Origin of the sequence: Shewanella amazonensis SB2B (assembly GCF_000015245.1) — a bacterium.
GTDB lineage: Bacteria > Pseudomonadota > Gammaproteobacteria > Enterobacterales > Shewanellaceae > Shewanella > Shewanella amazonensis.
The window spans coordinates 2,025,146-2,051,720 of record NC_008700.1; the positions used below are offsets into that span (position 1 = coordinate 2,025,146).

Below are 26,575 nucleotides of genomic sequence, written 5' to 3' on the forward strand. Positions count from 1 at the left end.
CTGTTCCCACTTCGTGGAAGCGAAGCCGGGCGAGGTACTCCAAAGCCGGAAGGTCCATTCTTCCGTAACGACCCAGCCCCCGAAGGGGCTCATAATCAGCGCATTCATCCTAAACGGCGTACAGGATAAGTGACAACTACTTACATACGTATTCATCCCCGCTGAATAACCTGCGCGCAACATGCTTTAGCCCTGGTGGCTCTGTGTTACCGACTGAAATAGTTGCCATTTTTGTTATTGGGCTTGTGTGTGAATCTCTGGGTGTTAAGCTGCTGTTAGCATTAACAAACGGAGCCCAAATTGTACATTCCCGCGCCCATGAGTCTCACCGATGCTGAGGCTGTGAGTTTAATCGATAGCCATCCCTTTGCCTTGCTTATCTCCAATCAGCAGAGGCTGGTGGCAAGCCATTTGCCACTGGTGTTTGACAGTGACAGACGCAGGATTATTGGGCATATGGCGAGGGCCAACGGCCAATGGCGTGCCCTGGATGGCCAATCTGTGCTGGCGGTGTTTTCTGGCCCTCATGCCTACATAAGCCCCCGTTGGTATCAGGCAAAACCCGCTGTACCGACCTGGAACTACAGTGCGGCCCATGTGTATGGCACCTTTAACTTGCTTGACGAAAAAGAGGATGATGGTGGCGTTGAGGCCGTACTCAAGCACACCATCGCCCGATTTGAACCTGAGTTATGGGATGACGAGACCCTGATGCCCAAAGACTATGTTGGCAAACTGAGCAAGGCGATAGTCGCGTTTGAGATTGTGGTCGAACGCATCGAGGCCAAGGCCAAACTGGGCCAGCATCGCAAGATGGGCGATCAAGAGGGTGTTTCGGCGGCGCTCAAGTCTTCCGAACGGCTCGATGACATGGCCCTTTACCGTGAAATGCAGCGGATGGGACTGGGGCTGGGCACGGATAGCCAGACTGAACAAGTGGACCAAAGCAGAGAAAAGTAGCCCACAGAGCGGCTGAGCGGTAGAAGCAGAGTAGAGCGGGGATGGCTGAGCAAATCATTGAAAGCTCCGCCGAGTCAGCTTAAGTCTGGGCCCGGGAACGTTACGCTCCCGGGCCCAGACGTTTTTGGCGTCATTATAATGGCAAAATTAAATGGGTTTTCATTACCAAATGGAACCCTTATTCCACCAGACTGACGCGCACTCCCCAGGGGGCAAGCTCGGTGTGCTGATTTGCCGGAATACTGAGGATTGGCTCCAGCGCTTTCCCGTTCACTGCCTCAAGGGCTACCGCTATATCGGCGAAGTTTGCCGTGACCAGATACTGCCCCCGGCGAAACGTGAATACGGGCCCTGTGGATGGCAAAATCTTAAGCTCACCGGCCGACTTGATGGTGCCGGCCAGAGCCAGCATGGCACTGTAGGCCTGCCTGAGTTCGCGCTCGTTGGGCAAACTGGCAACACCCAGTTGTGCATCCTGCTGCGCCGCTCCGGCAGCTTCCTCGCTGCCCTCTTTCGTGTCTGGCCTTTTCAGATAACGGGCCATGGCCGGTGCACTGACGTAATCGAATATGCTGGTGCGGCTGGGTTTGCCAAAACCGCCGGTTTCGCTGCCGTCCTCACCCAGGCTTTGGCCGAAATAGAGCAGAAAAGGCCCTTCGGTGGCATACAGGGAGACCGCCAGTGACGGCAAGGCCCGCTCAGCCCTGCCCAAAAACTCCGGGCTGGCGATACGCTGTTCGTCGTGGTTTTCCAAAAAGTGCAGCATATGGGGCGCGATATCGCGGATTTCGGTTAATCGCTCACCGATTTGGGCCGTATCCACGGCATCTGGATTGGCTATGCCTTGCTGGCTGACGGCCTTGAGACTGTCGTACAGGCCAACTTTGTCGTAGAGCAAGTCCAGTTTTCCCAGGCCGATAAAGTCCCGGTAACGGCCGGGCTCGTACACCTCGGCAATGAGCAGCGCGTCAGGATTAACGACCTTGATATCGCTGGCAAGAAAACTCCAGAAGGACAAAGGCACCATTTCCGCCATATCAAAGCGGAATCCATCGACGCCCAGGCTCAACCAAAATCGGCTGATTTCCCGAATTTTGTACCAGGTATCGGGCAGGTTGTGCTGCGTGGACCAAAAGGCCTGATGATGCTCTATAGGGGCAAAGGCCAGCGCCGCAGGCACCTCAGGGAACTCATGTTTGCCATCCGGTGTCACCCCGTAATTGAGCTTAACCGTTTCATACCAGTCAGACGCATCGGGTTTGGGGCTGGTGGCACCATTGCCGGTCCATTTGGCGGGAGACTCCTGAAAATGGCCATCCTGTGCGGCATTCACCTTATCAAGACTTGCCGAAGGAGGTCGGTTTGTCTCGTCGGGCACCTTAAAGTCGGCCCCCGGCACATAGTAGAAGTGATTGCTTTTGGCGTAGGCCTTTTGGGTGTCGTCCCCGGCACCCAGATTTTGAATGCCCGCAGGCGCCGACAGGGATTGGTAATGACGCGCCACATGGTTGGGCACTATGTCGATTATGACCTTAAGCCCCGCCTTGTGGGTGCGTGCTATCAGCTGTTTAAATTCCTCCAGTCGTTTTTCGGGGTTGAGTGCCAGGTCGGGATTCACATTGTAATAATCTCGGATGGCGTAGGGGGAGCCCGCCAGCCCCTTGACCACATCGGCATCATCCCGGGGAATGCCATAGGTACTGTAGTCAGTCACGGAGGCATGATGCAAGACACCCGTGTACCACACATGACTTACCCCCAGGTGTTTAAGGTCAGCCAGCACCACCTCATCGATATCGGCAAATTTACCGCTGCCATTTTCCTCTATGCTGCCCCAGGGGGTGTTGGTGAGGTTTTGATTGCCAAAGACCCGGGGCAAGAGCTGATACACCAGAGGCGAGGGTGTGGACGCCTGCTGTTTCATCGTTACCGCGTCAGCGGATGTTATCTGGGTTGTTGACATATCCGTGTTGCTATTGTGTGGCACGTTGCAGCCGAGCAGGGCTGTCAGGCTGGTCAGGGCCAGCAGGGAAATGCGGCGAGAAGAAACAAATGCCATGGGGATTAAAACTCCAGCAGGGTAACGGGGGATGACACAGTGAGTGTGGCCGGTAATGAAAAATGCCTGTTATCGAGCACACTCTTTACGTCCGTGTTCAGGGGCAGGAAATCGGTGAAGTGCCCCATATCCAGACTCACAGAATCTTTGTTTTTATTAAAGATAACCATCAGATTTTTGGCGTCAGGGTTATCATCTGGTGCTTGTCTCAGCTGCACATAAAGGCCACTTTGTGGCACAAAATGAACCAGTTTGCCCCTGTGCACCGCATCACTGGTTTTACGAAAATGCAGCAATGCACGGATAAACTCAAAGGCCGTTTTTGAGTCGCCCGCCATGGCATCTATGTCTGACTTACTGAATCCGGCCTTGCCGAAGCCGGGCATATCCGCCCGCACGGCGCCGTCGTTGCGCCCCTCAACAGGACTTTGCATGGCAAATTCAGTGCCATAGAAAATCTGCGGCACCCGGTTTGACAAGAGCACGTAGGCAAGCGCGAGCTTGAACTTGTTCATATCGCGCCCAAGCAGGCTGTAGAGGCGGTTGGTGTCGTGGTTGCCTTCAAACAGCACCAGATTTTGGGCATGGGGATAGAGCATATCGTTGGCAAGGGCCTCATAGAGGCGGATAAGGCCTGTGCCCCAGCGCTCTTCCTCATTGACTGCCTGCAATAAGACTTCATAGAGGGGAAAGTCCATCAGTCCCGGCAGAGACGTTTGATATCCATCGGGATTTTGCTTTGCCCGCTGCCAATACGACACTACCGCAGGATTGCCGCTCCATTCTTCCCCCACCATGTTGAAATGGGGATATTCCGCCATGATGGCCTCGGAAAACGCCTTGAGGAAGTGCTTATCTGAGTAAGACCAGGTGTCGATTCTCAGACCCGACAGCCCCGCGTATTCAATCCACCAAAGGTTATTTTGAATCAGGTAAGTGGCAAGGTGGGGATTACGCTGATTGAGGTCCGGCATGCTGTCCACAAACCAGCCGTCGGTAAAGGCGGCCGCATCTTTGGGCGCGGCGTAAGGGTCCTGAACCGCCGTGCGTCTGTGGCTGGTGTGCATTGACCGGGGATTGACCCAGTCATTAAACGGCAGATCCTGCATCCAGGGATGTCCCGAACCCATGTGATTGAGTACTACATCCATGATGACGCCAAGGCCTCTATCGGCTGCTTTTCTGACCAATGCCTGATATTGCGCATTGCTGCCGAAGCGGGCATCGATTTGATAAAAATCTGTGATGGCGTAGCCATGATAGGAATAGGCCGGCTGACGATTTTCCAGCAGTGGATTTAGCCAAAGCTGGGTCACTCCAAGGTCGTTAAGATAATCGAGCCTGTGCTCAATACCGGCCAGATCGCCACCGTGGCGGGCGTTGTCGCGACTGTTGCCAGGTTCGCTGTAGACCGGGTTACTGGGCTTGTCGTCAAAACCGGGCAGATTGTCATTCGCTTTATCGCCATTGGCAAAACGGTCGGGGGTGATGAGATACATCACGTCCCTGTTGCCGTACCCCTGACGTTCCTTGCTACCGGGGGCTCTTGCTTTAAGCTCGTATGGGATTGTCAGGTCAGTTGCCGGATTGATTGTGCTTGCGGGGCGGCTTAGCACCAGAGTGAGGATGCCGGTACTGGCGGTCGAGAGGTCGAGCTTCACAAACAGGTAGTTGGGGCTGTCGCCGGGAATGATCTCCAGCAGTTTTGCGCCAAGGGCATTTTCAAGCCTCAGGGTACTGTGTGCGACTCCTTCACCTGTGATCATCAATTCAAGCTGAGGGTTTTCCATCCCAACCCACCAGTTCAGGGGCTCGACCTTCACTTGCTCGACTTTCACTGAGCTTGACGTAACCCCATGGCCGGAATGCGGCGCCTGACTGAGGCTGAGGGGATTGAGTGTATTGCTGTTTAAGGCGTTTTCGTGCCCCTGCATGGGCACACAGAGGGCGGCAGTGGATGTGGCCGCACTTAAGCCGATAAACACCGTCAGGCACAGGCGCCGGGCGACGCGACTGTGGATGGCAGCGCCCTGCGCGCTTAATGTGAGTTGCTCCATTGCAACCTCCTGTTGACCGGAAAACAAATAAAAAGACCTGCCCTGGGGCAGGTCTTTTCAGGGTGCCGCTTTCAAAAAGCTGCTTACATTGAGTAGCTCATACCCAGGAAGTACTGGCGACCAAAGGACTGGATGGTCCCTGTCTGATACTCCTCACCGAAGTAAGTCTTGTTGGGCTCGTCGGTCAGGTTATTGATCTGGAACAGGAACTTAAGGCCGTTATCCAGAGCGTAAGACGCCTGATAGTCGAAGATGGTTTCGGCATCGAAGAAGGCCAGCTGGGTTTCAACCGCAACCTGCTCAGACACATAACCACTGCGATAACGCATGCTCAAACGGGTATCGAAACCGTCCAGGGTGTAGAAGAGTGTGGTGTTAACCACGTGCTCAGACAAACCTGGCAGCGGAATATCCAGAGATGAGCCGCTCAAATCGGTGGTGAACTGCACTTCACTGTCAGAGTAAGAGTAGCTGCCGGTGAAGCCCAGACCACTCAAAGGATCGGGCAGGAAGTCAAATACCTGGGTGTAAGCCAGCTCAACGCCGCGGATGTAGCCACCCTTGTCGTTGTTGATGGCGGTTTGGTATTGGCCTTCGTCTTTCACCACCGGGAACTCAACACCATTGTCGATAATGGTATCGGGCACCAGGAAACCGGCTGCTTCGAAATCGAATGGCTGTATGGTGAAGTTGTTAATGAAAGACTTGATGTCTTTGTAGAACAGGGCTACGACCACGGCGCCTTCGCTGTCTTCAAAGTAGTGCTCGTAAGACAGGTCAAACTGATCGGCGTAGAAGGGATCCAGCAGTGGGCTGGTGTTGCCCCATGCGTTGTACTTCTTGTAGCCGGGAGTGGCGGCATCGTCATACCAGCTGCCCATGCCTGACTTCAGCTTATCGATAGGCGGGCGTGCCATCACGGAGGCGGCGGCAAAACGCAGCTGATCGTTATCGGTCAGGTGGAAGTTCAGGTTCAATGAGGGCAGGTAGTCGGTGTAAGTCTTACCCACTTCGTTGCGGATATAATCTGTGCTCACCACGCCTTTTTCGTCGGTGATGGCTTCACCCAGACCAAAGCCCACCTGCTGCAGACCGGTACTGGACTGATCGGTATGCACTACGCGAAGGCCCAGATTACCAGTCACTTTCACGTCGGCCAGATCAAACTCCAGATTGGCCTGCACATAACCGGCGAGTACATCTTCGTTTACCGCACCGCTTTGGATCATGGTCCAGTTATTGGACCAGTTGGCGGTAGGGGCAAAAGGATCCTGACCTGTGGCAGCAAGCTGTGCATTCACCAGATCAACGGCCTTGTCGAAGTCGATGGCAAGGAAGCTTGGGTAACCGGCGAGTTCACCGCCAAAGTTAACCACGCTGGTCATGTCGTCGGTCAGACGCAGTACGGGTTGGTTGGCCGGATTGTGGCCAAACTCGAAACCGTAACCTGCCTGTGAACGTTGGGCGTTGAATTCGCGCTCAGAGTAACGCACACCAAACTCAACTGAAGAGACAAAAGCGGTATCCAGCTGATAGTTGAAGTCCAGCTTGTACGCAATCAGATCGTTTTGCTGGTTGTAGGGCCACATGCCCACTTCTTTCAGGCCCAGGGTACTCAGGTCGGTGTAGTCGTTGGTGACCGAGATGGAGGCTGGGTTCAGATCGTTCAGCTGATAGCTGATGGACTCGGCGGCGCGGATTTCATTGTCGATATCCTGATACACAACGGCACGGGTACCACCGTTCACAAACTCGCCATCGGCCTTGGAGTAACTGATATCGGCTGAAACGGTCAGGGCATCGCCGTTGTTCCACTCTACGTTGAAAGAGCCAGAGGTCAGCTCTGAATACTTGGAGTCGTTATCGTTCACCACAAACAGGGCAAAGTTATCTGTGCCATCGGTGCTCACGGTGCCGCCAATCATGGAGCCATTTTTAATGTTGGCGTTGGTGATGGTGCCGTTTTGCAGTGACTTCACCCGGAAACCGCGGGCAAAGTTTTCTGAATCGAACTGTGAGTGGAACAAATCACCTTTGAAAGACCAGTTATCATTGGGGCGCCAGTGAATGGCAGCCATGTAACCGTCGCGGGTGTCTTCGCCACCTTTTTGCTGCATTTCAAAGCCTTCGCTGATGGACTCAACCACGCCATCACCGTTGACATCTTTCTTGGCATCGTTGAAGCGCAAACCGATAAACTGGCTGGCAACAAAAGGCTGGTACAGGTGCGCGTAACCCAGGGCAACACCCAGGGTTTCTTCCAGGAACTTGCCCTGATAAGAGAAGCTTAAGCGATTGCCGTACTCGTTGGCATCGGCAACTTCATCGGCGCGATCGTTAAAGGCACCGCGGGCATTAAAGGTAAAGTTTTGCTCTTTTGCAGCGCGCAGTGGATCGGCTGTTTTCAGCTCAACGGTACCGGCCACGCCACCTTCAATCAGGGATGCCTTGGGTGACTTGTAAACAGCGGCCTGGCTGATGAGCTCAGAAGGATACTGGTCAAATTCGATAGCACGCTTGCTGCCGGTGGTGACCTGCTCGCGGCCATTCAGGGTGGCAAACACAAAGTCACCATCCAAACCACGAATGTTCAGGCCGCTGGCCTGGCCGCCGGTACGCACGGCAGTGATGCCGGGCAAGCGGGTGAGGGCGTCGGCGATGGACTGATCGGGCAGGGCGCCCAAATCGTCGGCAGAGATGGATTCAGAGACTGTATCGCCAAAACGTTTTTCGTTGAGCGACTTGATCACGCTGGTGCGAAAGCCCTTTACGGTGATCACTTCGATATTGGCAGCGTCTTCTTTGTTTACATCTTTTTCTTCAGAAGGTTCGGCTGCCAGTACCTGCATACTGAAACCGGCAGCGAGCAACGCCACGGTCAGCAGGTTTGGTTTAAATTGCATCATTCATCTTTCCCCTTTGGTCGCGGCCCATGTCGTGCCCGCGAGCTTGCTTGGATGTTGGGACAACAGTCATTGCTTATTAATGTTATTGGGCATTCATGCACTTAAATTACTGCATAAGGCTGCTTTTATGACCAACATGTTGCACAACGGTGACGATACTACTCCCGCCCTTTCTTCCTGCTCAACCGAGTGCATACGTATTCAAAGCCGTGTCAGAGGCGAAAATGACCCCGGATGAGGGAAGCAGTACGGCAATTGTCAGTCAGTTTTTGATGCTTAAGTGTATGAAAAAATATAAGTATATGGATAAGGCTCACGCAACAGGTGGTGCTTCATTTTGTGCATACGTATGCAGCTCTATTGAAGGCCCTTTTGCTTGTCACGTATCCTCCATGCAACATCCAGCATCTTGGCTGTACTTACGCATTGGCAACAAAACGCCAACAGCCAGGGGCGTTACAAAGCCGGAAAACACGGCCTAAATGACCTGAATTGAGGGACAACAATGAGCATTCATCCCTGGTGGCGCGGCGCTGCCATCTATCAGATTTACCCGCGCAGTCTTAAGGACAGTAACGGCGATGGTATTGGCGATCTGCAAGGGATCATCGAGCGTCTGGACTATATTGCCAGCCTCAATGTGGATGCGATTTGGATCTCGCCCTTCTTCCGCTCTCCCATGAAGGACTTTGGTTACGATATCAGTGACTATCTTGATGTGGACCCCATGTTTGGCACCATGGACGACTTTGATGAGCTTATTGCCAAGGCCCATTCTCTGGGGTTGAAGGTGGTTATCGATCAGGTACTCAGCCACACTTCCGACGAACATGCCTGGTTTGCCGAGAGCCGCCAGAGCCGCGACAATCCAAAGGCCGACTGGTATGTGTGGGCCGATCCCCGAGAAGACGGTACCCCTCCCAACAATTGGCTGGCGATATTCGGTGGCTGCGCCTGGGAATGGGAGCCAAGACGCCAGCAGTATTACCTGCACAATTTTTTGAAGAGCCAGCCGGATCTTAACTTTCACTGTGAAGCCGTTCGTCAGGCGGTGCTCAATAACGTAGAGTTCTGGCTCAAAAAGGGCGTGGATGGTTTCCGGCTCGATGCCATTACTTTTTGTTTCCACGATAAGGCGCTTCGTGACAACCCGGCGAAACCGGCCGATAAGCGCCAGGGCCGAGGTTTTTCTGAAGACAACCCCTACGCCTATCAGTATCACTGGTACAACAACGAACGTCCCGAAACCCTTGGTTTTATCGAAGATTTAAGAGCGCTGATTGATCGCTACCCGGGTGCCGTGACCCTCGGTGAAGTCTCAAGCGAAGACTCCCTTGCCACCATGGCCGAATACACCCGGGGCGATAACCGCCTGCACATGGCCTACAGCTTTGAGCTTTTAACCAAGGACTACAGCGCTGGGTATATCCGCAGCACAGTTGAAGCACTCGAAGGTGCCATCGGTGACGGCTGGCCGTGCTGGGCCATAGGCAACCACGATGTGGAGCGGGTCATCAGTCGATGGGGGCAGGGTAAGGGCACACCTCAAATGGCCAAGATGCTGTCGGCCATGCTGGGATGCCTGCGGGGCAGCCTGTGCGTGTATCAGGGCGAAGAGTTGGGGCTTACCGAAGCCGACATCCCCTTTGATGCGCTGCAGGACCCCTTTGGTATCGCATTCTGGCCTAACTTTAAAGGCCGCGATGGCTGTCGTACCCCCATGCCCTGGCAAGCCGAAGGCGAATACATGGGATTCGGTGCGACAGCCTCTGGTGCCATGCCCTGGTTACCGCTGCCAGAAGAACATCGTGCACTGAACGTTGCCGCCCAGAGTGCGAACCCGGACTCGGTGCTCAATCAGTTCAGCCGCTTTATGGCATGGCGCCGCACTCAGCCGGCTTTGGTAACTGGTGAAATTAAATTTATTGATAGCAAAGAGCCCGTTCTGGCGTTTGAACGTGTGAGCTCTGATAAAAAAGTGCTTTGTGTGTTCAATTTATCTGATAAGCCGCAAACGATGACTGTTCCTGGCAGTGAGCCATGGAAGCTCCTTGAAGGCCATGGGCTTGAAGGTGGTAGTCTGGACGGCGCTGGCACTGTTCGCCTTGCACCCCACGGGGCTCTGTTACTGGGCAACTAAATCCGAGAGAGTGGGATTGGCCTGTAAGACATTGGGTTCGGTGTCATTTGTGGAAGTTTGGTTTAGCTTTGTGTGCAACCGATTAGAGTACAGTTGGGCGCACCAAAGCTGATAATCTGGGTCACCATTGCCCAGGTCACCATTGCCGGCGTTAAGCAAGTGCCGCCCGCCCATACCAGGGGGAAAAGCCAGCAGCGCCTTGCATATGGGCCCGACGTGAAATACATGGGGTAAGCTTAGCTGTAGACCTCGACCATAAAATATTGAAATAACGATAATAATCAAGGAGAAAACTATGGCTTCCGGCGTACCTGTCACTGCCCGGCATGAAGGCGCATCCGAGGGGGGACGTTACGGCTTTGCGCTGACCTCACTCACCACATTGTTTTTTATGTGGGGTTTTATTACCTGTCTTAACGACATCCTTATTCCGCATCTGAAAGCCGTCTTCAGCCTGAACTATGCCCAGGCGATGTTAATTCAGTTTTGTTTCTTTGGTGCCTATTTTCTGGTGTCGGTACCGGCCGGTGTCCTGGTAAAACGCCTCGGCTACCAAAAGGGCATAGTGGTTGGCTTGTTAACTGCGGCGCTGGGCTGTGGTCTCTTTTATCCGGCGGCGGTATCGGCCACGTACGGCGTGTTTTTGGGGGCACTCTTTGTGCTTGCCAGCGGCATTACCGTGCTGCAGGTGGCGGCCAATCCCTATGTGACGGCGCTGGGACCGGTGCAAACAGCCTCAAGCCGTCTGACCCTGACCCAGGCGTTTAACTCCCTGGGTACCACCATAGCCCCGGCCTTTGGCTCTGTGCTTATCCTGTCGGTGGCCGTTGGCGCCTCTGCCGAGGCCGAAGCCGATGCGGTCAAGCTGCCCTATCTGCTGCTGTGTGGCATGTTGATTGTGCTGGCGGTGGTGTTTGCACTGCTGAAATTGCCCCATATCCATGACCAGGAAGATGAGGTGGCCGCGACTGGCCAGAGCGCGCTTGCCCATCGCCATCTGGTGCTCGGCGCCATAGGCATATTCGTTTATGTGGGCGGTGAAGTGGCCATTGGCAGCTTTTTGGTGAACTTTTTGGGTGAATCCCATGTGGCGGGCATGGCCGAGGCCGATGCAGCCCATTACATCGCCTTTTACTGGGGCGGTGCCATGGTGGGGCGTTTTATCGGTGCGGCCGTGATGCAAAAAGTGGATGCCGGCAAGGTGCTGGGCTTCAATGCCACCATGGCGGCCCTGCTGGTACTGGTTGCCATGAACAGCAGCGGCGCCCTGGCCATGTGGGCGATTCTGGCGGTGGGGCTGTTCAACTCCATTATGTTTCCGACCATCTTCAGTCTGGCGCTGAAAAACCTGGGCCCGGCGACAGCCCAGGGCTCGGGTATTCTGTGTCTGGCGATTGTGGGCGGCGCCCTGGTGCCGCTGTTGCAGGGGCTTCTGGCTGATTCTGTCGGCTTGTCTGCCTCATTCATTCTGCCGGTGCTCTGCTATGGCTACATCCTCTTTTATGGCCTGAAAGGCTGTAAGCCTGTAGCCGCCAAGGCTTGAATACCAGCACCTGTCGCCAGACATGAATGGCGACAGCGACAATAATGTCTGATAAAAGGCGCCGTCAGGGCGCTTTTTTATTGGCTGAATACACAGGGGGTTCTCTGAAAATAGCGATGAGGCGTGATTCTGGGCCGATAGACAATTAACGCCATGCTTTATCGCACGGGTGCTTAAACCGCCTGAATAGATCCCCTGGATGAACAACAGACATCCCCAATAGGCTATCGATAAGACAGCCATCCTGACAATCGGCTATCTTATTCCACCATTGCCCGGCGTTCTTCCTTGCGAAGGGGCGCAATACCTCCTATGATCCCGCAGTTTTTTCAATGCCGGATAGCCACCATGCTCGCATCGCCTTTGTCACCGTCTTCTGCCGAATTGGTTCTTGGGATCCTCAATCAGGTTCTTATGGAAGGCTCGCCCCTGGACAGGGCCTACTCACGTCATTTTTCGGGTCTGAAACTCGAAAGTGAAGAGCAGGCCAGAATCGCGACGGTGACCGGTGAGCTTATCCGGCGTTTGAATCTTTTCTGTTTCCTTGCTGACACCACCCCGGAGCGCATCGAGCGCGAAGGGAGCCGGGTACTGAATGCCTGGCACAGATTCCATGGTTTGCCCATTCCGCGTCTCAGATACACCCTGGATATTGAAGAGGCGGTCTTTGCTGAGCGCCTCGAGCGGGCCAAGGCAGAGCCACTGTTGTGGGACGGTTGCCCCGACTGGCTGGATAAACTCGGACAGGCAGAGCTGGGTGATACCTGGGCGGCAGAGCGAGCAGCTCTTTCTTTGGCCCCCAAGCGCTACTTGCGCACCAATGGCCTTAAGTGTACGCGCGATGAACTGGCAACGCGCCTGGCCGCCGAAGGGGTGCAGACGGTCCCCGTTGACGGTGTAGAGTCTGCACTGGAGGTGACGTCCAACGCCGCGCTCTTTCGTACCAAGGCCTTTGCCGATGGCTGGTTTGAGCAGCAGGATGCAGGATCACAGCTGGTTGCCGCAGCGCTGGATGTGAAACCCGGGATGCGGGTGATTGATGCCTGTGCCGGCGCCGGTGGTAAAACACTGCATCTGGCCGCTGCCATGACAGGTAAGGGCAGGCTGCTTGCCATGGACGTTGAGCAGTGGAAGCTGGATAACCTCAAAGAGCGGGCCCGCCGCGCAGGCGCGCACAATGTCGAGACCCGTCTGATTGCAGGCAGCAAAACCATCAAACGTTTGAAGCTGTCTGCTGACAGACTGCTGCTGGACGTGCCCTGCTCCGGTCTTGGGGTGCTCAAGCGTAATCCCGATGCCAAGTGGCGTGATACCGAAGAGCGTTTGCCGGTGCTGATGGAGCTGCAGGCCCATATTCTTGGCAGTTACAGCCGCATGGTGAAGGTGGGAGGCATTTTGGTGTATGCAACCTGCTCGATAATGCCCTGTGAAAACCGCGGTCAGGTTGATGCATTTTTGGCGGCCAACCCCAACTTCCGCTTGCTGGAAGATGAGAATATTACCCCGGCCACGTCAGGATTCGATGGTTTCTATCTGGCCAAATTGGAACGCATCGCCGAATAAACGGCACTGAGCGGCGTATGCGCATTCTGCCTGTGTCCACCGTGACACCAAGGAGGGCAGAATGCCTACGCAGATGTTACTGACGCCTGTGTTGGTTGCGTTGTTATTCCCCCGCGCCGTTATTCTCGCTTCGCTGCTATTCTCGCTGCGCTGCTATTCCCCCTGCAGGGTGGCCATAATGCGCCGCTCACCGCCACAGTTACGGTGCTCGCCAAGGTAGATGCCCTGCCAGGTGCCGAGGGCCAGTCGTCCTTTGCTGATAGGCAGCATCAGACTGGTTCCCAGCAAACTGGATTTAATGTGCGCCGGCATATCGTCAGGCCCTTCATAGTCGTGGCGATACCAGGGCTCATTCTCCCTTACTGTCCGATTGAAGAAGCTTTCAAAGTCCTGTCTTACCGTGGGGTCGGCATTTTCATTGAGGCTCAGTGATGCAGAGGTATGCAACAGCTGCAGATGCAGTAATCCCACACTGACATCGGCAAGCTCTGGCAGCTGGGCGGTTATTTCTTCTGTGACCAAATGAAATCCGCGGCTCTTGGGGCCAAGGCTGAAGCTTTTTTGAAACCACATAAGACATCTCCTTTTTTGAACCCGCAGTGTATGAAAGCGCTCTGAGCCATGCAAGCGCTGCCTTGGGATGAGCTTTGGGGTAGAATAGACACATTGCAAGATTGAGGAGAATCCCATGGCCAGAGCCTGTGCCAGACATATTTTGGTTAAAACCCGAGAAGAAGCCGAAAAGCTTAAAGCCCGTATCGACAAGGGAGAGGACTTTGGCAAACTGGCCAAGCAGTATTCCCTTTGCCCATCCAAGCGTCGCAGTGGTGACCTGGGCGAGTTTGGCCCGGGGCAGATGGTTAAAGCCTTTGACGATGTGGTATTCAAAAAGCCGATACTGGAAGTCCATGGCCCGGTAAAAACCCGCTTTGGTTTCCACCTTATCCAAACCATCTACCGCAACTGAAGTTGGCTAACACCCTCGACGATCCCGATTATTACCTCAGACACTTCAGCGTTTTGCTGAATGGTCTTGGTCGCTATCGGGATCTGTTGTCTGAGAATGAACTCAAGCTTCAAGATTGTCCAAATACGCTGCCTTCAGGCGCTCTGAGGCTGCTGGTGCGGTTACTGAGCCGTCGCGGCGGTTATTTTCGTATCAGCAAGCTGAGTTACCCAGACATCCCAGAATTGGCCCAGGCCTGTGCTGAGCTTGAGCAGCAGGGGTTTATCACCCTTGGCGAGTCACCCGAGCCGGGCATACTATCATCCCTTATTACCCGTAATGAGCTTGCAGCGGCTATTTCAAAGCTGCAACCTGTCGGTATAGAAGAGGATGTGGATACCAGGGCGAGCGCTAAGCACCCTCATGATTCACCGCCGCTCAAAACCGCAACCAAACAGCAACTCATTGCCCATGCTGACACCACGTTACTGGCAGATGGCACCACACTTTGGACAGGCATAGCGAGGCAGTTCAGAGATGATGTACTCCGGCTCGATGCTACAGCTGCCTACGACACCTTAAGGCTGTTGTATTTTGGTAACGCCTGGCAGCAATCGGACGAGTTTGTTGTTACTGAGCTCGGTTATCGCCGCTACGAGGACTATCGGCTGGATGAAGCCAACCGACGATTTGATACCCGCCATGAAGTCGAGCTCGCCTTGTTGTGTGCCGATGTAGCCCAAGCGTTGGAAGACACAAGACAGCTGCCTTTGGCCACACTGGAAGACCTGGTTGAGGTGCTCAAAAGCCAGCTGTCTTCATGTGTGAGCCTGGAATTTTCAGCTGAACCCAAGCCTCAATTTTTGTGTGATACCGGCAGGCAAGGGCGCAAACTGGGTCATCTGCTCAGCCGTATCGCCAGAGAGTATGAACGCAGGGACTTAACCGAGCAGGCGCTGTTCCTGTATCAAGGCCTTGAGCTTGTCCCCGCCCGTGAGCGGCGGGTGCGCTGTCTGGAGGCCCTCGGCCGTTACCAGGAGGCCTTTCATGGGGCGAAGGCACTCTTTGAATCGCCTCTGGCCGACGAGGAGTACCACGCCAGCCTGCGCATGTTGCCAAGACTCGCCAAAAAAGCGGGGTTACGTTGGCATAATCTTGCCCCCTTGAGCCTGTCTGAACAAAAACTGGAATTGGCCGCTAAGCCTGGGGTTGAGTATGCCGCTCTCAAACACTTTGATGCTCAGGGCATAGCGGGTTGGCACCTCGAAAACGCGTTCAGCTGTGGCCTTTTCGGTTTGGCGTTGTGGGATATCCTGTTTGCGCCGGTAAAAGGGGCGTTTGATCATCCCTTTCAGACCGCGCCATCGGACATGTATCAGCCGGAGTTCAGTCAGCGGCGCCAGGCCATGCTGGATGAGCGCTTGTTTGCGCTTAATCAGGGTGATCTTTCCATGCTTAGCCGTCATTTTCACCGTAAGCACGGCATTGCCAATGACTGGGTGAATTGGACGTTGTGGAGCGAAACCCTGTTAACCTCTTTGCTGCCGTATCTCACAGGCCCCTTTGTGGCGTCCTTGGTAGAGAGGTTATTGCAGGACCTGCGTGCCAGACGCAGTGGTTTTCCTGATTTGGTATTGATTCGGGATGGACAACTTGCCTTTGTCGAAGTTAAAGGACCCGGAGATCGCCTTGCCGATCATCAAAAGGATTGGCTGAGCTGGCTTGGCAACAAAGAGATGGCAAGTGAGGTTCTCTGGGTTACGTGGCGTACTGAGCAAGCGACCGATGAGGAAGCGAAAGATGTCATTGGAGCAACACGTCCCTAGTGGACTTTTTGGAAGGCTTGGATCGCGCCAGGAATAAAGCTTGTCCTATACAATGGCATGCTCAACTATTTGTTACCCAGCCCGGTATCCAAGGCATCTATCGCCGTATCTGAGTCGGTTACTGTGTCTTTTATGGGGATGTCTTCGGCGTCAAAAGTCTCTTCGAATACACACACCTGATCTCGTCCTGAACGCTTGGCGCGATACAGGGCAGCATCTGCCCGGTCAAACCAGGGCGGAATATGTTCGCCCGCGATCCGCTGGGCGATACCGATGGAACAGGTAATGGTGCTGCCGGGCACCACATCGACACAGCGCAATGCCGCCTGAAACCGCCCGGCGGTTGTCTTGGCAAGATTGAGCGCAGTCTCATTGAATGCAGAGGGTTCTGTCAGGTTAAACAGCACCAGAAACTCTTCACCACCAAAGCGGTAGGCGGTCGCCACATCCGGCAGCAGGGCATCCAATAGCTTTCCCAACGATGTCAGCACCTTATCACCCATCTGATGACCATGTACATCGTTGATCCTTTTAAAATGGTCTACATCCAGCAGCATGAGTATGGCCTGAGTTGCCGGGGCGAGCGCAGCCAGATCCAACTCCAGTTTGCTTCGATTAAACAAACCCGTAAGAGGATCGCGCTGGGCGATTTGCACCAAAGAGTCGTGCTGTTTCGCAAGGATGAAAGCGAAAACTGCGCCAAAAATGATGCAATTGACCGAGGCGACGGCGAAGCGGGCTATCACATCGTTAGCCTCGACCTGCGCGCCGCAGATGAGGCACAGCGCGGTAAATGCACTCGAGAGCATCAGCGCTGCCCGGATATTAAACAGAAAAAAATAAATGAAGATGGCGGGAAAGATAAAAATCATCCCGGCGTAGCCAATTTCAAGGCAGGTGGCTGCGATACCAATGGACACCAACAGCAGGGTTACCATACGGTTCACCGGGCTTGCCTGACCACGGAGTTCTTTTACAAATGACAGGGTGAGTGGGATGAGTGACAGGCCGTAAATAAACACCATGGGCCAGTGTCCGAGGGACACACGATAGGCGCAGTAAAGCACCAGGGTTGCCATGGCCACGAGATGAAACAGCAGCGCTGCGCGTTTGGGAACCTGCCAGACCAGTTGCACCCTGAGTTACCCGATTGACGTCTTGATTGAGGTTACTATACGAAAGGATGACCTGAATTGCTTCTGATTTTTGCGGGATGGTAGAGTAACGAACTGGTAAAGCTTCGTAAGAAAGCGAAATATATTGAATTATTGTGGTGCGATGGCTTTAGTGTGGAGGCGGAACAACCGAGGTGCGCCGATAAAGGGGCGACTGTCGCCCCACGCAGCAGACCCATTCACACGTGAATGTCAGTAAGCTTCTGTCCGGTCGGTTCCAGTGAGTTCAAGCTGTAAAAGCAACATATCTTCACCACCGATTACCCGGGTGAAGGGACTCTGACACTTTGGACACAACACCCTGTGGCCATCTGCCTCGCCCTGGTAACCGCATTCATTGCAATCGAGCCTCAGGGGTTCTATTTCCATGTCCAGACTGGCGTTGGCGCAGCGACCATCCAGCTTAAAGGTATCAAAAGCCGTGGCAAGCAGGGCGGGCTCGACACCACTCAGGGCGCCAATGCGAATACTGACCCGACTTATCCCAGTTGCCCCGACGCTGCGGGCATGTTGCTCGCAGCTGTCGAGCAGCGCCTGGACGATGGAAAATTCATGCATCAGCAAATCCTTGGCAGTAATTCACCGGCGGGCAGGTCGAGGTACCTGTTACTGCCCCATGGGGTGTGCAGTATCACTCGCCCGGCCGGGCTTTCACCGACGCGGCCTATGATGACCGCATTCTCGCAATGGCCAAAGCGCTTGAGGACCTCCAGTGCACCGTCAGCCTGCGCGGCAGGCAGCGCCATGACGAAGGTGCCTTCATTGGCGAGATCTGTGGCCTCAAAGCCGTAGAGTTCACACAGGCCTTTTACTTCATCGCTCACAGGAACGGCAGCCTCGTCGACTTCAATCATCACATCAGAGGCAGCGGCCCACTCATTCAGTACGGCGGAAAGTCCGCCCCGGGTAGCGTCGCGCATGGCATGGATATCGAACGGATGCACCAAGAGCTGCTCAACTGCGCCCCAGAGGGTGGCACAGTCGCTCACAAGGCCGGACTCCAGCTCCAGTCCTTCCCGCGCCATCAGGATGGCCGCCCCGTGGCGTCCTATGTCGCCGGACACCAGAATCGCATCACCGGGCATCAGGCGTTTGGCTGACAAGCCCGGTTTCACAATACGGCCCACCCCTGTGGTGTTTAAAAAGAGACCATCGGCACAGCCTTTGGGAACCACCTTGGTATCGCCGCAGACGATTTTAGCACCGCACTTTTTCAGCTCGCTGGCCATGGAGGCCACTATGGTTTCGAGTGATGCCATGGGGAAGCCTTCTTCAATGATTACCCCAAGGCTTAAATACTGGGGCTCGGCGCCCATCATGGCCAAATCATTGACCGTACCGGCAATGGCCAGCTTGCCTATGTCGCCCCCGGCAAAAAACAGCGGTGATACGGTGAAAGAGTCTGTGGTAAAGGCGGTGGGGCCCTGCAGGTTCAGCAGCGCGGCATCTTCTTCATTTCTCAGGATGCAATTATCAAAGGCCTTGAAAAACAGGTTACGAATGAGTTTATTCATTTCCAGGCCGCCGCCACCGTGGGCAAGCTGAATACTGTTAGTCGACATGCTGGACTCCATGGTAGCGGTAATAGGCATTGCAGGCGCCTTCTGAGCTGACCATGCAACTGCCAAGGGGCGTTTGGGGCGTGCAGCCACGGCCAAAGACTTTGCAGTCCATGGGGTTGGCAAGACCACGCAGAATGTCACCACACTGGCAGGCCTTGTGATCGTCGATTTCCTGAACGGGTAAACGCCCGCCAAAATGGATTTCGGCATCCCTGTGGGCGTACTTGCCTTTGAGTTTCAGGGCTGACTGGGGAATGGGCCCCAGACCGCGCCAGCGGAAGCTGTCACGCACTTCAAAGTACTCGTCCACCAACGCCTGGGCGGTCAGGTTACCTTCCTCAGACACCGCGCGGCTGTACTGCACGTCAACCACGGATTCGGTGAGATTTTTAAGCTCCACCAATCGCAAAATGGATTCCATCACATCCACGGGTTCAAAACCGCTGACCACCACAGGGGTATGGTGCACGTCTGCCGCCCGGCGATAGATTTTGGCGCCACTTATCACGCTCACATGGGCAGGGCCGATAAAGGCATTCACCTTGGTGGCAGGCTCGGCCATCACCGCATCGATGGCAGGGGGCACCAGCACATGATTGATATGAAACAGCAGGTTGGGCAGGGCGGCGTGCTCGGCTTGCTGAAGCAGCACTGCGGTCATGGGAGTGGAGGTTTCAAAACCAATGGCGAAAAACACCACTGTCTTGTCGGGATTGTCTCTGGCGATGGCAAGCGCATCCAGGGGATCGTACAGGGGGCGCACATCAGCGCCACTGGCTCTGGCCTGTGCCAGGCTGCCTTTTGAGCCGGGGACTCTGATCATGTCGCCCAGGGTCAGCAGTATGACATCGTCCATCTTAGCCAGGGCGATGGCCTGATCGATGCGTTCTTTGGGCATCACACAAACAGGGCAGCCGGGACCATGGATAAATTTCACATTGTCCGGTATCAGGCCGAGCAGGCCGTATTTCATGATGGTGTGGGTATGGCCACCGCACACCTCCATGATGTACAGCGGCTCAGAGAGATTTTGGGCCGCGCTGTTTATCCGTGCGGCCAGCGCCCGAATGGTCCCTGCATCACGAAACCCTTCATAAAGGGACTTCAGTTTTAGTGATGAATCAGGTTCATTGATGGCTTGATTGGGCATGGTTTTCTGCCTCCAGCTTTTCTACAATTTCCTTATAAAGCTTAAGACTCTCCAGAGCATCTTCTTTGTCAATTTTATTCATCGCAAAGCCGATGTGGATCAACACATAGTCACCGATTTGGATTTCATCGCTGAGTAAATGACGACTGACTTTTCGCCGTACCCCCAGGGTATCGACGGTAATGGCCTGCTCATCGTCATGCAGTGCCACCACTTCAGAAGGGACAGAAAGGCACATAACTCAATTTCCCCCAACGTCGGCATGATAGCGGCTGCTGTGGTCCTGCTTTAACCAGGTTGCGAGCCTGTCCATGCCGCGACCATCCTTGACAGACAATTCAATCACTTCACACTGGGGATTGAGCGCTCTGAGGCTCTCTTTGGCGCTCTCAATACTGAAGTCAAAGTAGGGCGTGAGATCGGACTTGGTAATAAGAACCAGATCCGCGCGGCGGAACATCACCGGGTATTTTGCAATTTTGTCGTCACCCTCAGGCACGGATAAGAGCACGATATTGCGATGGGTACCCACATCATAGCTAGCCGGGCACACCAGATTGCCCACGTTTTCGATAAAGGCGATGGAGCCTTCATCCAGAGTAAGACGGTGCAGGGCACCATGGACCATAAAGGCGTCCAAATGGCAGGCGCTGCCGGTTTGAATTTGCACCGCCTGGATACCTTTCGCCAGCAGGCGATCGGCATCTTTTGAGGTCTCAAGATCGCCCTCAATCACGCCGTAGGTCAGTCCCAGATATTCATGCAAGCACTCCAGCAAGGTGGTTTTACCGCTGCCGGGACTGCTCATCAGGTTATAGGCGCTTATCTGATGGGCTTCGAAATGACCGCGGTTGTGAGCCGCTTCCACGTCATTCTTATCCAGAATCTTATGGATAACTGACAGCGTTTTGGCGTCGTTCAGTTGGGGATTGGTGGTGAGCTCATGATGTTCATGAGCGTGCTGATGGGTATCTTGCATCCCGAATCGCGGTAATGAGCAGCCACAGTCCTGGCACATGTAGGGAGTCTCCTTGAGCTATTTGGCACAATTCTGATACAGCTGATTAACGAAAGGTTTGATGTGGGTCAGCATTTCGGAATGACGGGACAATCTGGCGCACTTATTGACCAAAACTGTGAACTGCGTACCAAAGTTGGCCGAGGGCGATACCACCATCATTTACCGGGACCTGCCCCCATGGCAGCAGCTTAAGCCCTTGTTGTGAAAGCCTCTGGGCAGTGGCATTGGCGAGAGTGCGGCTTTGGAACACGCCGCCGCTCAGTGCCACGGGCAAATTGGGATAATGACGCGCTTTCTCGGCGATGGCATCGGCGATGGCATTGATAAAAGCGTTCGCCAGGCATTCTGGGGAGGTATCCAACGTGTCCATCTGCTCCAGCATAGACACCAGCAGCGCTGCACCGTCCCACTGGCCCTGTTTATCTTCCAGAACCAGAGTGGGGATGGGGCCGGTTGCCCGGGCGGCAAAGGCTTCCAGTAACATGCCTGCCTGGCCTTCAAACTCGACTCGTTGGCAGATACCCAGCAAGGCGGCGGCCGCATCAAAGAGCCTTCCCATGGATGAGCTTTGCAAGGTGCCGGGACGCCCTATGACTTTGAGGTGGTTGTTCAGCATGGGCTGACTTAAATGGGCAAAACAGGGAAGTCCCTGAAGCTGTGAGGCCGAAAGATGACCCGCGAGCAGGCTTAACAGCACCCGCCAGGGTTCGCTGCTGGCCTTGTCCCCGCCGGGCAGGGCAAAGGGCATCAGTCCTCCGAGACGCTCGAAGTGGGTTGCGCTGCACAGCAGCACTTCGCCGCCCCACAGGCTCATATCGTCACCGAGACCCGTGCCATCAAAACTGAATCCCAGAACGGGTTCGCTGCGGGAATTGGCCGCCATCACCGACAATATGTGGGCAAAATGGTGCTGCACAGTGAGCAGTTCAATGGCGCGATCGCCACTTTGGGCATAGCGCCGGGCAAAGCGGCTCGGGGCATAATCCGGGTGATGGTCGGCTACCACGCAGCCAGGCTCTACCTGATAGAGGCGCTTAAAACTCTCCAGTGTTCGAATAAAATAATCTTCGGCCTCAATACTGAAGAGATCGCCGATATGGGGGCTTAAGAAGAGGTTATGGCCAAGGCCAAATCCCAGGGTATTTTTTTGCTGAGGCCCCACCGCCATCAGATGGGACTTGCTGGGTTTAGGGCTGAGCATTGCCAGCGGCGCATAGCCTCTGGCGAGACGGATAACCTGGAGCTGTCCGGCACACCATTGGACCACGCTGTCATCACACCCCGATACGATGGGGCGATCGTGGTCGAGAATAAAGTCCACCACGCCTGCGAGTTTTTGGTGGATATCTACAGCCGCTATGATGATTGGCTCACCACTGCGGTTGGCGCTGGTGGCGACCAGCGGGCGGTCAACACTGTCCAGCAGCAAGGCATGCAGTGGTGTGTAGGGTAAAAAAAGTCCAATCCGGTCGATGCCGGGTGCCACCGAGGCGGCAAGTTCGCGGTGCTGGGTATCTTTTGGCACTGCGCGATGCTGCTCAGCCGCTTTTTTCATAATGACGATGGGGCGCTCCCGGGAAGAGAGCAGTTGCCATTCCTCCTGTGCGCCATCGGCGAAGCTTCTGGCCATGGCAATATCTTTGACCATGACTGCGAGGGGCTTAGCCGGGCGAACTTTACGCGTTCGCAGGCTGCTTACGGCCTCCTCATGGGTGGCATCACACACCAGATGAAAGCCGCCAAGCCCTTTGATAGCGAATATGGCGCCCTGTTTTAACAGTCGCGCACACTCATCCAGACAGAACTCTGCATCGCTGCTGATAAGGCTGCCGTCCGGACCGGTGAGACTGAGCTTGGGCCCGCAGTTTGGACAACTCACCGGCTGGGCGTGATAGCGTCGGTCCAGCGGATTTTTATACTCGGCTTCACACTGAGCGCACATGGCAAAGTGCGCCATCGAGGTGTGTTTTCTGTCGTAGGGCAAGGCTTTTATCAGGGTGTAGCGGGGGCCGCAGTTGGTGCAGTTGGTAAAGGGGTAGCGGTAGTGCCTGTCGCTTGGGTTGCGGATATCAGCCAGGCAGTCCGGACACATGCTTTTATCCGGTGATACCACAACCTGAGCCTCGCCGCCGGCCTGGCTTTCTTCAATCACGAAGCGCGTTTCGTCAAGATCAGAACCGTCATCGGCTATCAGGGTGAAACCGTCTATCCGCGCCAGTGGCGGCGGGGCACTGCGCAGCTTTTCAATGAAGTCATCGACTTTATGCTGGGCACCCATCAAACGAATAAAGACGCCTTCAGCATCGTTACGGATACTGCCGCCAAGCCCGAGCTCGTGGGCGAGGCGAAATACATGGGGCCGAAACCCAACCCCCTGAACTATGCCGGTGATGTGAAGGCTTATCTTTACACTCATGGGTTACCGTATTGCCTTATTTTTCGATGTCAGTCTTTAAGCGAATGCGTTTCCCGTCCAAGGGCGCCAAAACGTCTGGGAGTTTCAGTATACAGGCTGCCAAGGGCAAAAAGACTGCCATCCAGGTCCAGCTCCGGTGCGGTAAGCAAGGGAAAGTTTTTCCCCAGTCTTAACCAAACACGTTTGGCGAGCACAGGATTGGCAAGCTCACTGCCACTGAGATACACCTGCTTTACTCCTACATTCAAGTCCAGATGTTCAATCCAATTGGCCAGATAGTCGGCAAGGGAGTCCATCATGGCAAACGCAAGTTTGGGGGCATCCGTATCGCCGGCAAGACGGAAGCTCATCAGGGTACCCAGGGTTTTACACCAGTTGAAGGAACGCACGGCCTCACCCCGGATCAGCGGGTAATCGATGCGGGGCGCACTTTGACCACGAAACTTTTGTGCTTCAGCCACCAGGGCATCGGCAAGGTATTCTACAGAAGGTTTTTCTTTATTGAGTCCCAGCCCCAGAATGCAGGCACCCAATGCCCAGACCCCCTGCAAGTTACCGCGCTCTGCAGTGGGCGACAGGATAAGGTCAAGCATACAGAGGCACTCCTGAGGATAGAGGCTCTTGAATTTTTCCAGCACCTGTCGCTGAGGGCTTTCCATCAGCAGACGGTAAATCTCATAGCCGTTTTCTGGCAACGGCGTTTGGGTAAAGAAGATTTCCTCTTTCCCGTTACCGTCGACAGTGGCAATCTCCAACGGACCTTTTCCCCCCAGATACAAGCTGGCGTGATGGGCGAGGCTCTTGTTAGTGGCTTGCAGCTGACCTCGTAAGGCGAGCAGAGCCGGCGACTTCACACTGGCAAAACCCGTGGGAGTAATGCGAATTGTACCCTTATGGGTATGGGCCAGATAGCCAGCTGCACTGGCTTGATTTTGCAGCGGCATACCGGATAAACCGAGACTTCTTGGCCCTGGTTCACAAATAACCTGCCAGCGGCCATCGACGGCGCAGATATCCGTGGGATTGTCTTTGTTTACATAAAGCCAATCGATGCCTTTTACCCGTAAAAGTTCACACAGCACCAGTTCGATTCGACTCTGTGCAAAGCGCACTCTATAACTTGGTGCTTTAAGGCGTGGATGCTCACTGGTGGGCAGTAGCCGTAGGCGGGGTTTTTCGATGCTGGACAGTGCCAGAACGTCAGCGTCGGAAACCGCCAGGTGGCTGCTCAGGGTATTGGGATTGGTAAATAACACACTGCTGCCAGCGGTATAGCCCGACAGCTGATAGGTTTTGCCGTCAAGGGCCAGACTGCCATCGGCTATCAGGCTGGCTGCAAGCTGTTTGAGTTCATCCAGCGTTGGCGCCGCCGCTGGCAGTTGCTGCTCTCCGTGACAATGGGGACAGCTCAGGGAAACCAGTCCGAACTCGGGGCTTTGGTTGTCGCCGAGTCTTGGAAAACAGTGGCCACAAAACGGCAGACTGTATTCATAGTCAGCTGTGCCAAAACGCGCTTCATTTCCCAATGGATCGGGCTCTGATAGTGATTCAATTGCTTCTTGTGTCAAGGCTTTCACCCTGGCGTCCAACAAAAAGCATGACAGGGGAAACTTGGTGGCGAGTTCGTCGGCAAAGGCTTCGAGGTGGGACTGCTGGCCGCTTGCCAACAACTGATAGCACCAGTGGTCGGCCTCAGCTTTGTCGACAGTCGACTCTGGCTCCTTGATCCGGGCGCTAAGCTCAACATTGGGCGCGCCTTGGTTTACCAGTGCAGCCAGAGTTTGATGATAAAAGGGCACGGCCCGGGATGTGACAAATTCAAAACTAATGGTTTTCATCCACTGATACCTCGCGGGTGATCCCGTCTTGGTAAAAACTGGTAATGGGTTTATTGGCGATGCGTTCAGACTGGAAACCCAATTGCTTCAGGTGGTTAATCAGCGCCTGTTCCATTACCGGAATAGCGCTGCCAAGTGCCTCGGTAAGTCCCAGATGCATGGGTTCCAGCACGGTAGGGGTGACACCCAGTACAAAGGTTTTCGGCCGGTCGCCCAGCATCTCCATCATGGTGAGTGTTTGCAGCATTTCGACTTCGTGGGCGCTGCCTTGCCAGTCAATTTCAGCGGGCGCTGCATCAAAATCAAAAAAATAGACTTCGCCGGGTGAAACCCCGGGAGCGTTGACCGTATCACACACAATCAAATGGTCGTATTTGGCAATAATGGGAGTCAGGCCCTGGGCCAGAGTACCGCCATCGAGAATATCAAGGGAGTGGAGCGGGTGGGTAAAGCGATAATTTTCAGATATATAATTGACAAAGTGTACGCCTACGCCTTCGTCGGCGAAGAGTATATTGCCAATGCCGAGTAGCAGGACTTTCATCCTTTGTCCTCCAATTGCCTCGCAACGAGGGCTGCACCGAAATTGTTACAAAGGCGCCGGGTAATAGTCGGGATAGCAATGCCTGCGGGGGTAAGGTGCGCCATACCGCCGGTTTCCCTTGTGGTATGGCGCAAAGTCATCATTACGCGGATTAATGCTTGTGGTAGTCATATCCGGAGACGATGGAGTCTACCGAGTTGTGCTTAAAGCGAATGCCAGTCCACACAGCCATGTAAACGTGGATGACCACGAATACAATAAATACCCAGGTAAAGTAATGATGCCACAGCCGCACTTCGGCAAGGCCACCCATCCAGGCGGTCAGGGTGCTCGCCATGCCCCAGAGCATGCCACCCATGCCTTCATGATAAACATTGGCATACAGTATCAGCCCTGTGACACAGATTGCGCCGGCAATCACCGAAATCGCAAAGTAGGTCACAAATTGCAGTGGTCCATACACCCCCGCCTTGTTCAGCTTACCCATCCAGAGGTAGGACTTAAGTTGGGTAATCCAGCTGTTGATGCTGAGCACGTCGCGGATGGATCGCCGCTCAATATCGTGCTTACTGAAAAAGAACAGATAAGCGCGGGCCAGGGTCACGGCGCACAGCACAAAGCCGAACACCAGGTGACCAAACCGTACCCAGCCCTGAACCAGTACATCGCTGGAGTCAGGTGCCACCAAAAATGGCCAGGCAAGGTAGAAACCTGTGATAACCAGGATCAAAATCGCCAGCGCCCTTAGCCAGTGGAAGAGTCGGATAGCGGCAGTGAAGATAAACTCCCGCTGGTACCCTCCGGTATGCACCTCGTGCTTCGTGTCATGCTTGCCGCCCGCAGGCGGCGTATTAACTTGGGTGTTCATA

At 54.6% G+C, this 26,575-nt stretch carries 20 protein-coding genes; 6 read left to right on the top strand and 14 right to left on the bottom strand.

Translation table 11 applies throughout. From position 1 onward, the window contains the following. Positions 1–300 precede the first annotated feature (300 nt). On the top strand, positions 301–960 hold the full coding sequence (locus SAMA_RS08660; protein ID WP_011759772.1) for an FMN-binding negative transcriptional regulator: 660 nt from the start codon (positions 301–303) through the stop codon (positions 958–960). Positions 961–1,138: 178 nt separating this feature from the next. Here the strand turns inward: SAMA_RS08660 and SAMA_RS08665 are convergent, their stop codons facing one another. The 3 genes from SAMA_RS08665 to SAMA_RS08675 form a co-directional block, all read right to left on the bottom strand. Next, complete coding sequence (locus tag SAMA_RS08665) at positions 1,139–3,019, bottom strand: alpha-amylase family protein (RefSeq protein ID WP_011759773.1); 1,881 nt, start codon at positions 3,017–3,019, stop codon at positions 1,139–1,141. A 5-nt stretch (positions 3,020–3,024) separates the two neighbouring features. Continuing rightward, positions 3,025–5,076 carry a glycoside hydrolase family 13 protein gene (locus SAMA_RS08670; RefSeq protein ID WP_011759774.1) on the bottom strand — a complete coding sequence of 684 codons (2,052 nt, stop codon included), beginning with the start codon at positions 5,074–5,076 and terminating at the stop codon, positions 3,025–3,027. Positions 5,077–5,159: 83 nt separating this feature from the next. Continuing rightward, entirely contained in the window at positions 5,160–7,982 is a 2,823-nt protein-coding gene (locus SAMA_RS08675; protein ID WP_011759775.1) for a TonB-dependent receptor, read from the bottom strand. Between the two features lie 505 nt (positions 7,983–8,487). On the opposite strand from SAMA_RS08675, the gene SAMA_RS08680 reads away from it, so the two are divergent. The 3 genes from SAMA_RS08680 to SAMA_RS08690 all read left to right on the top strand — a co-directional run bounded on the left by SAMA_RS08680 (position 8,488) and on the right by SAMA_RS08690 (position 13,228). Further along, entirely contained in the window at positions 8,488–10,122 is a 1,635-nt protein-coding gene (locus SAMA_RS08680) for an alpha-glucosidase family protein (RefSeq protein ID WP_011759776.1), read from the top strand. Positions 10,123–10,417: 295 nt separating this feature from the next. Continuing rightward, on the top strand, positions 10,418–11,665 hold the full coding sequence (locus tag SAMA_RS08685) for a sugar MFS transporter (RefSeq protein WP_011759777.1): 1,248 nt from the start codon (positions 10,418–10,420) through the stop codon (positions 11,663–11,665). A 348-nt stretch (positions 11,666–12,013) separates the two neighbouring features. Continuing rightward, positions 12,014–13,228, top strand: coding sequence for an RsmB/NOP family class I SAM-dependent RNA methyltransferase (locus SAMA_RS08690; protein WP_041410295.1), 1,215 nt, complete (start codon positions 12,014–12,016; stop codon positions 13,226–13,228). 153 nt (positions 13,229–13,381) lie between these two features. Here SAMA_RS08690 and SAMA_RS08695 read toward each other — a convergent pair whose 3' ends face one another. Beyond that, positions 13,382–13,801: a secondary thiamine-phosphate synthase enzyme YjbQ gene (locus SAMA_RS08695; RefSeq protein WP_011759779.1), complete on the bottom strand. Its 420-nt coding sequence runs from the start codon at positions 13,799–13,801 to the stop codon at positions 13,382–13,384. Positions 13,802–13,916: 115 nt separating this feature from the next. Between SAMA_RS08695 and SAMA_RS08700 the strand changes: the two genes are divergently transcribed. Further along, positions 13,917–14,195 carry a peptidylprolyl isomerase gene (locus SAMA_RS08700; RefSeq protein WP_011759780.1) on the top strand — a complete coding sequence of 93 codons (279 nt, stop codon included), beginning with the start codon at positions 13,917–13,919 and terminating at the stop codon, positions 14,193–14,195. A gap of 2 nt (positions 14,196–14,197) precedes the next feature. Further along, on the top strand, positions 14,198–16,000 hold the full coding sequence (locus SAMA_RS08705; RefSeq protein ID WP_011759781.1) for a VRR-NUC domain-containing protein: 1,803 nt from the start codon (positions 14,198–14,200) through the stop codon (positions 15,998–16,000). Between the two features lie 65 nt (positions 16,001–16,065). Here the strand turns inward: SAMA_RS08705 and SAMA_RS08710 are convergent, their stop codons facing one another. From SAMA_RS08710 to cybH, 10 genes are all read right to left on the bottom strand, one after another. Beyond that, the gene (locus tag SAMA_RS08710; protein ID WP_011759782.1) at positions 16,066–17,136 is read right to left on the bottom strand and encodes a GGDEF domain-containing protein; all 1,071 of its coding nucleotides are present in this window, start codon (positions 17,134–17,136) and stop codon (positions 16,066–16,068) included. A 231-nt stretch (positions 17,137–17,367) separates the two neighbouring features. Further along, complete coding sequence (locus SAMA_RS08715) at positions 17,368–17,733, bottom strand: hydrogenase maturation nickel metallochaperone HypA/HybF (RefSeq protein WP_011759783.1); 366 nt, start codon at positions 17,731–17,733, stop codon at positions 17,368–17,370. Then, entirely contained in the window at positions 17,733–18,737 is a 1,005-nt protein-coding gene (hypE, locus tag SAMA_RS08720) for a hydrogenase expression/formation protein HypE (protein WP_011759784.1), read from the bottom strand. The genes SAMA_RS08715 and hypE overlap by 1 nt, the downstream gene beginning before the upstream one ends. Continuing rightward, the gene (gene hypD / locus SAMA_RS08725) at positions 18,727–19,887 is read right to left on the bottom strand and encodes a hydrogenase formation protein HypD (protein ID WP_011759785.1); all 1,161 of its coding nucleotides are present in this window, start codon (positions 19,885–19,887) and stop codon (positions 18,727–18,729) included. Before hypD ends, hypE begins: the two co-directional genes overlap by 11 nt. Beyond that, the gene (locus tag SAMA_RS08730) at positions 19,865–20,125 is read right to left on the bottom strand and encodes a HypC/HybG/HupF family hydrogenase formation chaperone (protein ID WP_011759786.1); all 261 of its coding nucleotides are present in this window, start codon (positions 20,123–20,125) and stop codon (positions 19,865–19,867) included. Before SAMA_RS08730 ends, hypD begins: the two co-directional genes overlap by 23 nt. A 3-nt stretch (positions 20,126–20,128) precedes the next feature. After that, positions 20,129–20,905 (bottom strand): hydrogenase nickel incorporation protein HypB, encoded by a 777-nt coding sequence (gene hypB, locus SAMA_RS08735; RefSeq protein ID WP_011759787.1) that lies wholly within the window; start codon positions 20,903–20,905, stop codon positions 20,129–20,131. Positions 20,906–21,008: 103 nt separating this feature from the next. Then, positions 21,009–23,324 (bottom strand): carbamoyltransferase HypF, encoded by a 2,316-nt coding sequence (gene hypF / locus SAMA_RS08740; RefSeq protein ID WP_011759788.1) that lies wholly within the window; start codon positions 23,322–23,324, stop codon positions 21,009–21,011. 29 nt (positions 23,325–23,353) lie between these two features. Beyond that, a complete protein-coding gene (locus tag SAMA_RS08745) occupies positions 23,354–25,162 on the bottom strand; it encodes a hypothetical protein (protein ID WP_011759789.1) in 1,809 nt (602 codons plus the stop codon). Continuing rightward, positions 25,149–25,706 (bottom strand): HyaD/HybD family hydrogenase maturation endopeptidase, encoded by a 558-nt coding sequence (locus tag SAMA_RS08750; protein WP_011759790.1) that lies wholly within the window; start codon positions 25,704–25,706, stop codon positions 25,149–25,151. The genes SAMA_RS08745 and SAMA_RS08750 overlap by 14 nt, the downstream gene beginning before the upstream one ends. 151 nt (positions 25,707–25,857) lie before the next feature. Next, positions 25,858–26,574 carry a Ni/Fe-hydrogenase, b-type cytochrome subunit gene (cybH, locus tag SAMA_RS08755; RefSeq protein WP_011759791.1) on the bottom strand — a complete coding sequence of 239 codons (717 nt, stop codon included), beginning with the start codon at positions 26,572–26,574 and terminating at the stop codon, positions 25,858–25,860. Position 26,575 lies beyond the last annotated feature (1 nt).